Origin of the sequence: Nostoc sp. NMS8, assembly GCF_017115045.1 — a bacterium.
Classification (GTDB): Bacteria; Cyanobacteriota; Cyanobacteriia; order Cyanobacteriales; family Nostocaceae; genus Nostoc.
Genome location: NZ_JABXKK010000039.1, coordinates 1 through 12,839, shown reverse-complemented (window position 1 = coordinate 12,839; position 12,839 = coordinate 1). Strand labels below are relative to the sequence as shown.

The window sequence follows — 12,839 nt, the reverse complement described above, 5'->3', positions numbered from 1 at the left end:
AAAGAGGATTCTGCAAAAATAGTTCAGTCGGTGCATGAATCTGTTGGCAACCAAGATAGACATCCCGAATATGGAGCATCACCAAACTTCCTACATGGTCTAGTGGCAACCAATTCAACGAGATATCATTGCTGGTAAAGTTATTCATAATTGCCGTAGCAGCCGAATGGCTTAATAAAGCCTGATGAGTCTGCATCACTGCTTTGGGTATGCCTGTACTGCCGGAAGTCAGTAGCAAGATTGCTAAATCCTCTAGCTGACTAACATGCAAATTCTCGTCTGGTTCACACCGACGCAAGTCATCTATTAATTGAATTTGCAAGTTGTCTAGGTTTAATGCTTGTGACCAACAATTAATTGCTTGTGCTAGTTTTGCTGTGGTTAGTATTGTTGGTTGCCCTAGCATCTGCCAGGCATTTTCTAGTTTACTGGTGGTAGCGTTGCTGAGTTCATAGCTGGGTGCAACAGCGATTGGTACTGGCACAAATCCCCCCAGTACGCAACCCCAAAATGCGGCGATAAAATCATGATTTTCCTGTAGTTGGAAAATTACTTTATCTTGAGGCTTTAATCCCTGCTTGCTCAATCCTGCTTTGATTCGCTGTGCCTCATTGAGTAATTCTTTATATGTTTGAGTACGTTGGCTACTATTTGAGTTGATGATTACGATTTTTTTGCTTGGGCTATCTTTGGCTGCTCTGTATAATAGTTGTGCTAAATTTTTTGGCGCATCTTCATCTAGATGTAACGCTTCACCCTGACTAATGGCTGGCCTGTTTGACTGCAACTTGTCTTTGCTTATCTCTCTCGAATGGGCTTTTGTTTTATTTGTTAGGTCACTACTTATAACGGCGGCTTTCCAATCAGGAAGCAAATCCGTCAGATGTAAGGGCGGTAAAGTTTGAGCCTGCTGTTGAACTACTACCGCCACTTGGTCAATTTCGGGCAGTGCTTGCAATTGTGCTTCCCATTTCTGCACTACATCAAAGTCAATTATCTTCAGCAGCGTCAGAGCTTGTTCATCCACCTCTCCTGTAGCCAAAACTGGTAAGCTAGACAACGATACATAGGCTGATGGTAACAGCTCGGCAGGTAAAAATACTTGTAAATGAGATTGCAACTGTTGTGGAAAAAAGCCTTCTTTTGAAACTATGTAAGCTACTAGTTGTTGGCTGTTAGTTTCTGTTTCTCTCAACAGTACTCGACAATCTTCGATGAAAGGAGCGAGTAACAACGCTGCTTCTATTTGAGAGGTTTTAGAGTTGTGAGCCATAAAGTAGTTTTTCTGAGTAACTGAGTGTGAAATTTCAGAATTAAGGTAGCTGTCTGCTCTCCTACTGGACACGAGAGAACAATAACTGGTGAGGGGGAAAGTATTTCAGCGTCAAAAGATTGCTTAGAGTCTGTCAAGAAACAACTTTTACAATTTGTGACCTAAAAAGGTTATTGAGAAAGTATTTCTAACTAAAAAGAAGGAAGGTTGTTTTGTGACAAGCTCTTAGTTAGGCTGAATTCTACACCAAGCACTACAGTAGCAATAGCGCAAGCAAGAACTGATACTCTGCGTCGGATATTAAAAAATGTCCCTAGTTTAGCCATGAATTTATTTAAATTTGAGATAAGGTCTTATGTATTTCTAGGTAATATGTTTAGAGATTTCTATATATTTTGCAACTATATTAACCGTCTTTATGGCTGATGTATGAGATTAATTGAGTGCGGTACTCTCAATCTTTCTACTTTTCAATCACGCTCGTTTCTCTAATTTAATCACCCCAAGTAAGTTTGTAATTCGTAGCTCTACCCGTTTAATGAACTCACTCATCCTGAATTCAGTAATCCTTTTAGCAATCAATGACCTCAAAGAAGGGTGTCATCTGTAGCTCTACGTTTTTACTGAACTTGCTCATCTCGATCTCAGTAATTTTTCTAGGGTGCTATTAGTAGTCTCAGTAGAAATCGCAAGAGTGGGTGAGAAGGTGGGCAATTACGTTTTTTTAGAAAATCTGTCACAACGTGATTCTTTCTAGCGATTGCACTTGTCAATAGAGATAAGGCATCTCACCCGTTTTACAAGAAAAATTAGTGGGCACAAGATGGACAACAGCGAATGGATACAGATGGTAAGCTGGAAAGTACATAACAGTTAAATCGATGATGTCCCACGAACGTTGTCAGACCAAAACGATTTACTATTGACGAATATCATCGGCTGATTGAACTGGAATTTCTAAAGGAGAGCGATCGCATCGAGTTGATTGGCGGAGAACTAATTCAGATGGTAGCCAAGGACACGCCTCATACAGTCTGCGGTTCTATCTTATGCCGCCAATTGGATCGATTGTTGGGCGATGTCTGGCGACAAGCCGCTTCGCGTCTACGCGCCGTGATTCGCGGACAAGATCCGATTACTTTGCCAAATCAAAGTGAACCTGAACCAGATGTGGCGATCGCAGGTGGCAAAGATGAAGATTATCTCGCCCATCATCCCTATCCCGAAGATATTTTTTTAGTGATTGAGATTTCGGACTCAACCCTAGATTACGACCAAACAACAAAGTTAAAAATCTACGCAGAAGCCGCAATTTCTGATTATTGGATTGTCAACTTAAATCTTCGCCAACTTGAGCGTTACAGCCAACCCTATCAAAATGCTCAAGGTGAATTCAATTATCTCAGCAAGCAGATATCTTTACCACATCAGTCAGTAGCGATTCCTGGATTTGAAGATGTCTTCTTAGACTTGAATCGGATTTTTCCCACGGTTGTAAATACTTAAGTATCCTGCCACTATTAATAGCAAAATTTGAGCTAGTACGATAGTGTAGCCACCTGTCATAGGCAATTGTTTGCTAGCGGTATCGGCGTTCGTAGAACAGCAACCCTATTGAATCTCTTGGAGCTAACTGCAATACAAAATGCTTGTAAGGTGCAACTAACCAGAATGAAGAATTATGTTTGTCTGTAGCGATCAGCACAAGCTCCCTTGGCTCAACGTTGAGATGCTTGGCTACCAAAGCGAGGATTTATTTCGAGATTTAGGGCAGGGACTTGCAAATCCATCTTCTGATTCATATCGTTTAACCTTTTCTCATGCTACCGTCAAACAAAACAGGACAGTGTAATAACTCCCTTTCAGACAAGGCGATGACGCTTCACTCAAGGGAAGAGGGGCAAGTGTCCAAAATTTTTTTTGAGTTGTAATAGCCAGGAGCAAGCAATTCAATGCTTAGAGGTGTTCGGCTGTTTAGTATACGTCGGAGCGCCTAAAGCCCTCAAACCGTCAATTGACTTTTAGATAAAAAACGAAAAAACAACAACGGAGAAACTAACGATGGCTGGTAAGTTGATTGATAAAGTGGCAATTGTAACAGGGGCATCGTCTGGTATTGGTGAGGCTACAGCAATAGCACTGGCATCAGTTGGCGCTACGGTAGTAATTGCTGCCCGTCGGAGCGATCGCTTGCAAGCCCTAGAAGCCCGTATTACTGACACTGGTGGGAAAGTCTTATCCATTACTGCTGATGTTTCAGATGAGGCGCAGGTAGAAGCATTGGTGAATCAAACTCATGCAAAATTTGGCAGAGTTGATATTCTCATCAATAATGCAGGGGTGATGCTGTTAGGTCTGATTGACGGTGCAGATACAGAAGACTGGCGACGCATGATCAATCTCAATGTATTGGGATTGATGTATGCTACTCACAAAGTTTTACCGTTGATGAAGGCACAAGGCGTTGGGCATATCGTGAACATTTCATCAGTTGCAGGTAGAGTTGCTAATGCTGGAAGCGGTGTTTACAACGCTAGCAAATGGGCAGTTGGCGCATTTAGTGAAGCACTTCGCAAAGAGGTCTATCAAAATAACATCCGCGTCACGATTATTGAACCAGGGTTAGTAGCAACAGAATTACCGCAGCACATTACGAATTCCATTGCACTAGAGCAGGCGAAAAACTTCTACGGTTCGGTCAAAAATCTGGAGAGTGAAGATATTGCCAATGCGATCGTTTATGCCGTCACACAGCCTCCACACGTTAACGTCAACGAAATCTTAATCCGTCCGACTGAACAAGAACGGTAATCGACATGCTCTTAAAACTCAATACTTCCGCCTATAAAGTCACATGAGAAAAATCGCTCACCAAAGTTGGCTTGAACCGCAGAATTGGAGCTATTATTCTTCGGGACGCTAATAGTCTGCTTTTAACGAACTCTGCCACAAAGTAATTTGGGTTTAAATCTTGTGCTTGAGCTTTTTAGAAGAGTTTGGTGGTCGTGTATCAAATTCTGGCAAAGGGTGCTGGAGTGCGATCGCAGCAATTGACGAATCTGTAACCGACTCTGGTGAAAAGTGCAACGCTCTTTGCTCGTTTTAGCTCGCGTAGGGAAGCAGACTTTGCCGACAAACTTTTGTCAGCTATACGCTATCAGTTTGGCGGGTATGATGAAAAAGCTAATTCTTAAAGAGGTTAGTCATGGGAACTCCTGATTCAGACGCACTGGTATTTTTTGGGGCAACAGGTGACTTAGCCTACAAGAAAATCTTTCCCAGCCTTCAGGCAATGGTACGACGGGGCAATCTCAATGTCCCAGTGATTGGGGTTGCCGGACGATCTTGGACGACGGATCAACTTAGGGAAAGGGCACGTGATAGCTTAGAACATAATGGTGGTATAGATCAAGACGCATTTGAGAAACTTTCTGGACTACTCCAGTACGTCGCTGGTGACTACAACAAACCAGAAACTTACGAAAAATTACGTCAAGCTCTTGGTGATGCCACTCATCCCCTCTACTATTTGGCAATTCCACCGAGCTTGTTTGCACAAGTAGTGTCAGGATTGGGCGAATCAGGCTGTGCTAAAAATGCGCGGGTGGTAATTGAAAAACCATTTGGACGGGATTTGAAATCAGCACGCGAGTTAAATCGAATTCTGGCGTCAGTTTTTTCCGAATCATCCATCTATCGCATCGACCATTACCTGGGCAAAGAACCACTGCTGAATTTACTCTATTTTCGGTTTGCCAACTCTTTTCTCGAACCCATCTGGAATCGCAACTATGTTGAAAGCATTCAGATTGTGATGGCAGAGGACTTTGGCATTCAAGGAAGGGGGCGCTTCTATGAGGAAACTGGCGCAATTCGGGATGTGGTGGAAAACCACATGCTGCAAATATTGGCTTCAGTGTGTATGGACGCTCCCGCCAGTACGGCTGGCGATTCCATCCGGGATGAAAAAGAGCGTATTCTCAAAGCTATAGGGGAAGTGCAACCCGATGACATTATTCGCGGTCAATTTTGTAATTACCGTAACGAAGAAGGTGTTTCTCCTGACTCCCAAGTAGAAACTTTTGTTGCCGTGCGGTTATTTATTAATACGTGGCGGTGGTCAGGAGTTCCCATCTACATCCGGGCTGGGAAGAAATTACCTGTCAAAACTACTGAGGTGATGGTCAAGCTCAAGTGTCCGCCTTTAGATGTGTTCCAGGAGGGAAGACAAGAAAACAGTAATTATGTTCGTTTTTTACTAGATCCAGAGGTAATTGTGGGATTGGGCGCTCACACTAAAATCCCTGGAGAAGATATGATCGGCTCTACGGTTGAACTCCTATCCTTTTACGGAGGTGGCGACGAGATGGAACCCTATGAACGTCTATTGGGTGATGCCATGCGGGGCGATCCCACCTTGTTTGTACGAGAAGATACCGTAGAAGAGGAATGGCGGATTGTCCAGCCAATTCTCGATAACGTCACACCCATTTATGAGTATGAGCCAAATACATGGGGCCCACCTGAATCAGATCAACTGCTCTTGCCAAGGGATCAGTGGTACAACCCATTAGCTAGAGATGATTAATTAAAAAAAGTCAATATAGCTAGGTCGCCGGATTCAAATGCAACAAGCCTCTAACTCAAATAGTGATCAACGCCCAAAACATCGACATTGGTTTTGGTATATTTTTGGAATGTCAGTTGGTTTACTCGGCTTATATGGACTGGTGAGTTATGTCGTTTTACCAGCACTGTGGCGTCACTACGAACATAACCCCAAGCTGGAACATTCTCCAAAAACGACGCAAACGGCAGAAGGGATCTCTGGAGATCCTTTGAATATTGGATTTGTCGGTACAACAGTATAAGTGGTGCAGGCGCTACTAGCAGCAGGCTGGCATCCGGCAGACCCGATCACCTTACGCTCAAGTGTTGGAATTGCTAAAAGTGTTCTCCTCAAAGATTCTTACCCAACTGCACCTGTAAGTAATTTATATCTGTGGGGACGCAAACAGGATTTAGCTTTTGAACTACCTATAGGAAACAATGCCAAAACTAGACATCACGTTCGCTTGTGGCAATCAAACAACCTGAATGCTGATAGTAGACCCTTATGGTTAGGTTCAGCAACATTTGACCAAAGCGTGGAACTTAGCCACCGCACAGGACAGATTACTCACCATATTGATGCAGACATTGATGAAGAAAGAGATAACGTAATTAAAAGTATTGAAAAGACACACCAGATTGCTCAATTATATCAAGTCACAGGTATAGGGGCCACATGGGTTGGTCGTAACGGAGGAGGTGACCGATATTATACAGATGGTGAACTAACTATTTGTGTACTTTCAATGAATAATATTGCTCAAACAAAACCATCAAGTTATTCACCATCACCAGAGCCTGTTAAGTTCAAAAATCAACTGTGGTCATGGCTGCGACACTATTTGAAATAGCTCAACTCAAGAAAACAGGATAATTTTATGCAGATGCACAAAATGTTAAGCTTATTTTTCAAGAAAGATAATTTAAATTTCTAGACCTCTGTGATGGTAAATAGAATAAAATTTTAGCTAGGAAGTGAAATATCTGAACAAATTAAAATTGACTTGACTATATGGGCGCAAACAAGAGAGAAAAACCAGACTTGTGTTAATCAGGCTTACAGCTACTCTTAAAAATAAAAATTCTGCGCCATCCCAGGCACTAAAATTGTAAAATTCAAACAGAAAAATAACTGATAGTAATGGCGAATCCCAAAGATACAGACAATGGATGGTCGCAGTTAACTCGTGGTGCGCCATTGGCAGTAATAGTAGCAGCAGTACTATACATTTTATATCAACTTTTACCAGTATTAGAACTTTTAGTTGTTGCAGCATTGATTGCTTTAATTTTGCGAACTCTATTAAGGTTTTTGCAAAAGTTAGTCAAATCACAGGATATTGCTGTTTTGCTACTAATTGGATTAATCGTCGGATTTATTGTGGTATTAGCTACTGTAGTCCTACCTAGTGTGACATTTGAATCTCAAAAATTAATCAAAACATTACCAACTTATCTCAATAGATTGACAGGGGATGTTGAACAACTGCGTCAGAAATTCACTTTTATTCCTGACATTTCCCAAGCACTAATACAATTACGGAATTTAACTGACCAGTTACTAGGGGGAGTACCAGTTTTCTTAGGTGAAGCTTTGAGTTTAACCGTAGAGTTGGTAGCAACGTTAATTTTAGCGCTTTACATGGCTTACGATCCTAATTCCTTAGTGAAAGGGATTTTAAGATTAGTGCCAAGGCGACATCACCATCGGTTTAAAAGAATCCTTAAGGCTTGCGAGACAAGATTGCGAGGCTGGATTTTTGGGACAGGAATAGCGATGATATTTCTGGGTGCTGGAGCAACGTTTGGACTTTTGATTTTGGGGATTCCGTCAGCCCTACCATTTGGGATTATTGCAGGTTTATTTGAAATAATTCCTTACTTTGGTTCCGTCATTGGTGCTTTTTTACCAGCATTAGTAGCATTGAGTATTTCACCGCTAAAACTAGTATTTGTGTTGATACTTTTCTTTGTAATGAATCAAATAGATGCCCATGTTGTTCAGCCTTTGGTGATGGGTCAGCAAGTTAATATTCATCCAGTGATGGTGATTGTAACATTTTTGGTAATGGGTAAGCTATTTGGATTTATTGGTGTGCTGCTTGCAGTGCCTGCGGCAGCAGTGATAATTACGCTGATTGATGAGTTTACGCCGTCAGAAAAGCTGATATCAGTCGGAGTTGAAACTGGAATAGATGTTCAATCGAACGATATTACTCAAGATGACAACCAAAGTTGAAAATCGAACAAAAAATCAGCATTTACTGTTTGATTTACTTTCCAAGACTCAAAATGAGCGCTTAATATTTTCGCAATAAGTAATGATAAAAATGTAGATTCTATTGAGAATGAAATATTCTTACTGATATGATACAGTCGCCCTAGATGTAATATTTATTGAACTAGTCTAAACAAAAAACTTTTAAGATGAGAAAACTGTCTTTAATTCTCCCCTTAGCTATGCTAGCTTTTGGCAATGTAGTTGTTAACAGTGAAGAAACCTCTTCACACAATGCTTATACTAAATCTGTTACCCGTGAAGTTTCAGCGAGTGGTTATCCGACTAAAGATCAAAAGTAGATTCTTGAGCTTGTACGCTATACCATCGCACCAAGAACCAAACTCCCTACTCATACTCATGCGGGGATGCAGATTGAACGAGTAGAGGTGGGAACTTTAACTTATACTGTTGTGGAAAGAGAAGCTAAAGTAAAGAAAGCTAACGGTACAGAATTGATATTAAAAAAGGGAAAACTATACAGCTTACAGTGGGAGATTTTTTAGTTGAATCTGCCGGAATGCTTCATTATGCAGAAAACCAAACAAACAAACCGATTATTTTATTGTCTGTTTCTCTATTTAATGCTAATCAACCAAAAGCTATTTTAACCACTCCTGAAAGCAGATGAATGTGATGATAAATTTCGACTTTTGTTAGAGTTTACACTACTACTAACCAATCGCATACCACAGACCAACACCCGCTCCCAAAGTTAACCCAAACCTGCCATTGCGCCAAATACCCATTCCAATAAGGCTCACCATCACCAACACCAACAGCTTCGCCAAGCTCAGAGACTAGCGAGAGTGTAGAATCGACCAGCGCTGTCGACTCCTTCCCGCATTTTCAGCTTCAGCCCTTTCCATCCTTGGACAAGAGGATTTTCCACCTGGGTTGTTTGGGGAATATGAATAGGTGTCGTGTCACTGACTGGCGTGGTTAACACTATATTATTAATAACTAACACCGACTCACTTTGAAATACTTCATCTCGATTAAACCACTGCTCAAAAATAGAATCACGCTCATCATCAGGTGGAACTTCCACAACAGCAGACGGCGCAACAAGCTTTTGCTCTTGGAATACTTCTAATAGACATCTCCGATGGTGCCAGTATGACCTTTAGTCGCTTCCACCCCAAGTCCAGGCAGGGTTGCCATTCTTGAAACTGTTGTTTAGCACGACTAGAGGATAATTATTCGGATCGGAGCCACCAGCCAAATCTAAGATGAAGTAAACTTTACCTTTAACAAAGTGCATCCGTAAATAATTAAGGTGTTCAGAGTAATCTTGTCCATCAATCTTAGTTATTCCAGCAGATGCAAAGCATTTAGTATATCTCGGCTTGAGTGTCCCAACCCATGTAACGCTAAAGCTATTACTGGCTTGAACAGAGATGTTACTGGCATAGGCACTCAGGTTAACAGAGCCATCTGTTGAAAAACTGCCTTCTTGATAAGGATGGGGTTTTTCAGTGACAATCACTTTGTCTGGACAGCTTTGTTTTTGCTCATTTTCACTATAAACTTTTAGCTCAATGTTTTGTGATTGATTTTGTGCTTGGACGCGCCAGTTGGAGAACAGAGGCAGTAAACCAATACTTATGCCTATAACCAATATCATTGGTCTAAACGAAATCATACTCATAGCCGAACAAATATTGAATTTGATGTAGTGTTATATTTTACTAATTAATCGGCGAGATTAAAGTCAGTATAATTACTTTCTTTTTGTCAAGGTAGAAACATAGTTCTATGGGACTATATTTGTTTGACTCTGGCAACCTATTTGTTAATTGCTGATCTAACTATGCGTAATGACGGACTTAACTTTATCGAGGAAAGGCGATCGGATAAAAGTAATATGCGGAGTGCAATCAGATTATCTGACAAAAGTTAGAATGCTACCAAACCGAATGGTAGCATTCTGAAACATAACTAAAATGGGAGGTAACAATTGCCCCAGTTTGACTAGGGAAAATCCATAAAATAAATCTTTATGGCCTTGGTAGTTGATCTATCAACGTGGTCGAGCATTCGCTTTAGTAGGGCTTTTCGATTTATTTAGGGTTCGTGATTAGTATCTCGTTTTCTTTAAGTCCCTAACTCAACTGTAAAAGGATTCTACTTTGTTCACCTACTACACCATCTGGGGACAACCCTTTTGACTGTTGAAAAGCTTTTACAGCTTGTTCTGTCGCGTTGTCAAATATCTGATTGGCTTGTTCTAATGGAATACCAGCTTTTCTTAGAGCTAATTGCACCTGGCCTACATCTTTGCCAAATTGATACGGGGTTGTCAGCTTCAGAATTCTCGGATATTGCACATTTGGAAATCCCTCAGCAGGAGAATTATAAATACACTTTAAAGTTTGCTCACCTAAATCTCCATCTTCAGCAATCTGATTATCTGGATTTGTCTTGTTCCATAGTTTTTGAAAAGCTTTGATGGAATCGGGGCGGATATCCCTGATTTGATTAGAGGTGCAATCAAAATGCATTGCATCTTTGTTGCCATAAGTCCATTTCCATCCATGACTGGTCATCAGAGTTTTCACGTCTGCCCATTCTTCTATGTCTAAAGATGCACCCTTTTGGTGGTCTGATTTTCCCGGATATCCCACTAGATTATCAATTAATCCCCTCTGTTTTTGGCTATAAAGCATTGCTTGGGCAATCACAGAGCGGTAGGCACTATTAATAGTCAAAGATTGCCCGTAAGCAGTTAATGCTGCTTTCAAAGCATTCCGTGCTGGAAGTTGGCAGTAAGGAAAAAGCCCCTCACCTTTTTTAATATTTAAGTCAGCAATACTGACTAATGAATTAGGAACTAATTGATTTAATTCCCAAAAAAGCTGCAAATCTAATCCTCGAACTGCAATTGTACTAACTGCTGTTAGCTCTTTAACTAAAATCATAATTTTTTATTCCATCCCTCTTGAAGTTCTTTGAGGTTATTAGTTATCAAGCTAGAGAATAAAGTTTATGCAACGCGAAGTTCGCGTCGCTCTCTGTGCCCAACTTTCTCACGCCATCGACTCAGTCCACTGCGGGTATCTGTCACCAGTTGAGCAAATTTGTCTGGGCAACGAGAACACCGCAGGCATCGCAGAACTTTTTGGTGTACTAAGTGTATCTTAAGTTGCCACGGATGTGATATATTGATTACACCTTCACTCTAGCAAATAACGGTAGGTTGCTTTGACGATTTGAGCTAGCGCATAAGCTGTATCCGACTCAAGACGTTTGTCGCCCAGCAGCAAAATTGTGATTTCTTCCTCAATATCTAGTCTTTGCGGCGGTTGGTGATCCGTAACGAATAAATCACTTGGCGGCACTTGTAGCCAGTCGCAGAGAGCTATAAACGTCTCCATGTCTGGTGTACTCCCATTCTCTACCCTTGATAGGGTGGCTGTGCTGATATTGCCAATTTCTGCGGATATTTCGCGCAGTCCTCTAGTACCGCGTTTGCGGCGAACTAGTCCTGCTAGCCGCTCGTTGTCTAAATAGGTGTTAGTCATTAGTCAAAACCTTAACCAATTCCCGAAACAGTAACCTTGCTCCTTTGGCAGCAACGCGGTTCCTGACAAGCTTCACCGGACGACCAGCCGCTTTTTCAGTATCTAACTGTTCACCCAAAGTTTTACCAATATCATTTTTGAGGCGTGATCGCTTCGGCTCGATCCTCGTAAAAACCCATTGCCACAAAGACTTACGACACAAATCTGATCCGCCCACAACTTTGCTTTTACGGCTATCGCCGGAAGCTTCAAGGGACGGAGCAGCGCCCAGGGCTTTTTGAAATCTTCTCAGTGAAAGGTGACGTTTAGTAGGCTTTTTGGAGTTTCGCCCCTGGCGTATCCTCACCTCTGGTTTACCCGAAGCATCCAGGAATCCCTCGATGGGGTAAATCTGGGAAATAATCACCGACGAGAGGCGATCGCCAAACCCAAACATTTTGAAAACTGTGCGGTAATGGTCAAATCTAGAGTCACCAAGCAGTTCTCGTAACTCTGCTTCAATGACGTGTTCCTCACGCTGGAGATCACAGATCCGTTTTGCGTGTTCTCGAACAGTGTCAGTGATTCCCAGTCCTACAGTTTGGGAGTAGAGACGGTCATAGCGCGTGCTTTTGCGAATTCCAGCAAGCCAGCCCCAAAGCAAAGGCGCTTCACCCAATTCACCCCGCCGGGACTTTACTAGTGCAACTTCTGGGAACTGCCACGCCAAATCTTGCCGCGCACGATTCATGATCGGGGACTGAACGCGGTTGAGATGTGCCAGCCGTAAAACTAGTTCTCGAATTCTGACAATGGCGTGATCGCGAATTTGGACAAATCGGCGCGGGTCTTTTTGGTAATCGAAGTAATAACAAGCGAGTGCCAGGGCATCAGCATCATCATCTTTATCTGGGAGTGCTAGGTGATTTGCTCGATAATTTCTTAGTTCTTTGTGACCAACCAATCGCACCTCAACCCCAGCACGGGCCAAATGAGTGCCCCAAAGTTTGCTGTAATTATTGCCAGTTGGCTCTAACAGTGCGATGTCCGGCTTGAGCGCGAGTAGTTCTTGAATACCCTTGGCATTAGCGCTTACAGCAATTTTCAGGTAAATAGACCACAGTGGTTGAACCAACCGAAGGCATCATCTTCGGTAATATAATTTACAGCCTCT

General features: G+C 42.0%; 15 protein-coding genes. 8 read left to right on the top strand and 7 right to left on the bottom strand.

Features of this window, described 5'->3' with window-relative positions; genetic code table 11:
* Positions 1 to 1,273, bottom strand: a 1,273-nt coding sequence (locus HWQ39_RS05930; RefSeq protein WP_292842574.1) for an AMP-binding protein, incomplete at its 3' end; no start/stop codon positions are given.
* Positions 1,274 to 2,194: 921 nt separating this feature from the next.
* On the opposite strand from HWQ39_RS05930, the gene HWQ39_RS05925 reads away from it, so the two are divergent.
* Complete coding sequence (locus tag HWQ39_RS05925; protein ID WP_292842643.1) at positions 2,195 to 2,779, top strand: Uma2 family endonuclease; 585 nt, start codon at positions 2,195 to 2,197, stop codon at positions 2,777 to 2,779.
* Positions 2,780 to 3,334: 555 nt separating this feature from the next.
* Positions 3,335 to 4,084 carry an SDR family NAD(P)-dependent oxidoreductase gene (locus HWQ39_RS05920; protein WP_292842572.1) on the top strand — a complete coding sequence of 250 codons (750 nt, stop codon included), beginning with the start codon at positions 3,335 to 3,337 and terminating at the stop codon, positions 4,082 to 4,084.
* 153 nt (positions 4,085 to 4,237) lie between these two features.
* Here the strand turns inward: HWQ39_RS05920 and HWQ39_RS05915 are convergent, their stop codons facing one another.
* Positions 4,238 to 4,360: a hypothetical protein gene (locus HWQ39_RS05915; RefSeq protein ID WP_292842570.1), complete on the bottom strand. Its 123-nt coding sequence runs from the start codon at positions 4,358 to 4,360 to the stop codon at positions 4,238 to 4,240.
* Between the two features lie 118 nt (positions 4,361 to 4,478).
* On the opposite strand from HWQ39_RS05915, the gene zwf reads away from it, so the two are divergent.
* The 5 genes from zwf to HWQ39_RS05890 all read left to right on the top strand — a co-directional run bounded on the left by zwf (position 4,479) and on the right by HWQ39_RS05890 (position 8,464).
* Positions 4,479 to 5,861: a glucose-6-phosphate dehydrogenase gene (gene zwf / locus HWQ39_RS05910; protein WP_292842568.1), complete on the top strand. Its 1,383-nt coding sequence runs from the start codon at positions 4,479 to 4,481 to the stop codon at positions 5,859 to 5,861.
* 37 nt (positions 5,862 to 5,898) lie between these two features.
* Positions 5,899 to 6,144, top strand: a complete 246-nt coding sequence (locus tag HWQ39_RS05905) for a hypothetical protein (RefSeq protein WP_292842566.1) — start codon at positions 5,899 to 5,901, stop codon at positions 6,142 to 6,144.
* Positions 6,145 to 6,735, top strand: coding sequence for an LssY C-terminal domain-containing protein (locus HWQ39_RS05900; protein ID WP_292842564.1), 591 nt, complete (start codon positions 6,145 to 6,147; stop codon positions 6,733 to 6,735).
* A 290-nt stretch (positions 6,736 to 7,025) separates the two neighbouring features.
* Positions 7,026 to 8,123 (top strand): AI-2E family transporter, encoded by a 1,098-nt coding sequence (locus HWQ39_RS05895; RefSeq protein WP_292842562.1) that lies wholly within the window; start codon positions 7,026 to 7,028, stop codon positions 8,121 to 8,123.
* Positions 8,124 to 8,311: 188 nt separating this feature from the next.
* Positions 8,312 to 8,464 carry a hypothetical protein gene (locus HWQ39_RS05890; protein ID WP_292842561.1) on the top strand — a complete coding sequence of 51 codons (153 nt, stop codon included), beginning with the start codon at positions 8,312 to 8,314 and terminating at the stop codon, positions 8,462 to 8,464.
* A 491-nt stretch (positions 8,465 to 8,955) separates the two neighbouring features.
* Here the strand turns inward: HWQ39_RS05890 and HWQ39_RS05885 are convergent, their stop codons facing one another.
* The 3 genes from HWQ39_RS05885 to HWQ39_RS05875 form a co-directional block, all read right to left on the bottom strand.
* On the bottom strand, positions 8,956 to 9,213 hold the full coding sequence (locus HWQ39_RS05885; RefSeq protein WP_292842559.1) for a hypothetical protein: 258 nt from the start codon (positions 9,211 to 9,213) through the stop codon (positions 8,956 to 8,958).
* A gap of 75 nt (positions 9,214 to 9,288) precedes the next feature.
* On the bottom strand, positions 9,289 to 9,807 hold the full coding sequence (locus HWQ39_RS05880) for a hypothetical protein (RefSeq protein ID WP_292842557.1): 519 nt from the start codon (positions 9,805 to 9,807) through the stop codon (positions 9,289 to 9,291).
* A gap of 460 nt (positions 9,808 to 10,267) precedes the next feature.
* Entirely contained in the window at positions 10,268 to 11,083 is an 816-nt protein-coding gene (locus tag HWQ39_RS05875; RefSeq protein WP_292842555.1) for a peptidoglycan-binding protein, read from the bottom strand.
* A gap of 67 nt (positions 11,084 to 11,150) precedes the next feature.
* Here HWQ39_RS05875 and HWQ39_RS05870 point away from each other — a divergent pair, with 67 nt between their 5' ends.
* Complete coding sequence (locus HWQ39_RS05870) at positions 11,151 to 11,306, top strand: hypothetical protein (RefSeq protein ID WP_292842553.1); 156 nt, start codon at positions 11,151 to 11,153, stop codon at positions 11,304 to 11,306.
* A 32-nt stretch (positions 11,307 to 11,338) separates the two neighbouring features.
* Here HWQ39_RS05870 and HWQ39_RS05865 read toward each other — a convergent pair whose 3' ends face one another.
* Both HWQ39_RS05865 and HWQ39_RS05860 read right to left on the bottom strand, forming a co-directional pair.
* Positions 11,339 to 11,686, bottom strand: coding sequence for a helix-turn-helix transcriptional regulator (locus HWQ39_RS05865; RefSeq protein ID WP_292842551.1), 348 nt, complete (start codon positions 11,684 to 11,686; stop codon positions 11,339 to 11,341).
* Positions 11,679 to 12,800 (bottom strand): IS110 family transposase, encoded by a 1,122-nt coding sequence (locus HWQ39_RS05860; protein WP_292842549.1) that lies wholly within the window; start codon positions 12,798 to 12,800, stop codon positions 11,679 to 11,681. Before HWQ39_RS05860 ends, HWQ39_RS05865 begins: the two co-directional genes overlap by 8 nt.
* Positions 12,801 to 12,839 lie beyond the last annotated feature (39 nt).

Excerpts from the sequence above, each read along its gene's own strand:
- HWQ39_RS05865 (WP_292842551.1), bottom strand. The coding sequence starts at position 11,686 with ATGACTAACACCTATTTAGACAACGAGCGGCTAGCAGGACTAGTTCGC.
- zwf (WP_292842568.1), top strand. The coding sequence starts at position 4,479 with ATGGGAACTCCTGATTCAGACGCACTGGTATTTTTTGGGGCAACAGGT.
- HWQ39_RS05880 (WP_292842557.1), bottom strand. The coding sequence starts at position 9,807 with ATGATTTCGTTTAGACCAATGATATTGGTTATAGGCATAAGTATTGGT.
- HWQ39_RS05895 (WP_292842562.1), top strand. The coding sequence starts at position 7,026 with ATGGCGAATCCCAAAGATACAGACAATGGATGGTCGCAGTTAACTCGT.
- HWQ39_RS05875 (WP_292842555.1), bottom strand. The coding sequence starts at position 11,083 with ATGATTTTAGTTAAAGAGCTAACAGCAGTTAGTACAATTGCAGTTCGA.
- HWQ39_RS05920 (WP_292842572.1), top strand. The coding sequence starts at position 3,335 with ATGGCTGGTAAGTTGATTGATAAAGTGGCAATTGTAACAGGGGCATCG.
- HWQ39_RS05905 (WP_292842566.1), top strand. The coding sequence starts at position 5,899 with ATGCAACAAGCCTCTAACTCAAATAGTGATCAACGCCCAAAACATCGA.
- HWQ39_RS05870 (WP_292842553.1), top strand. The coding sequence starts at position 11,151 with ATGCAACGCGAAGTTCGCGTCGCTCTCTGTGCCCAACTTTCTCACGCC.
- HWQ39_RS05890 (WP_292842561.1), top strand. The coding sequence starts at position 8,312 with ATGAGAAAACTGTCTTTAATTCTCCCCTTAGCTATGCTAGCTTTTGGC.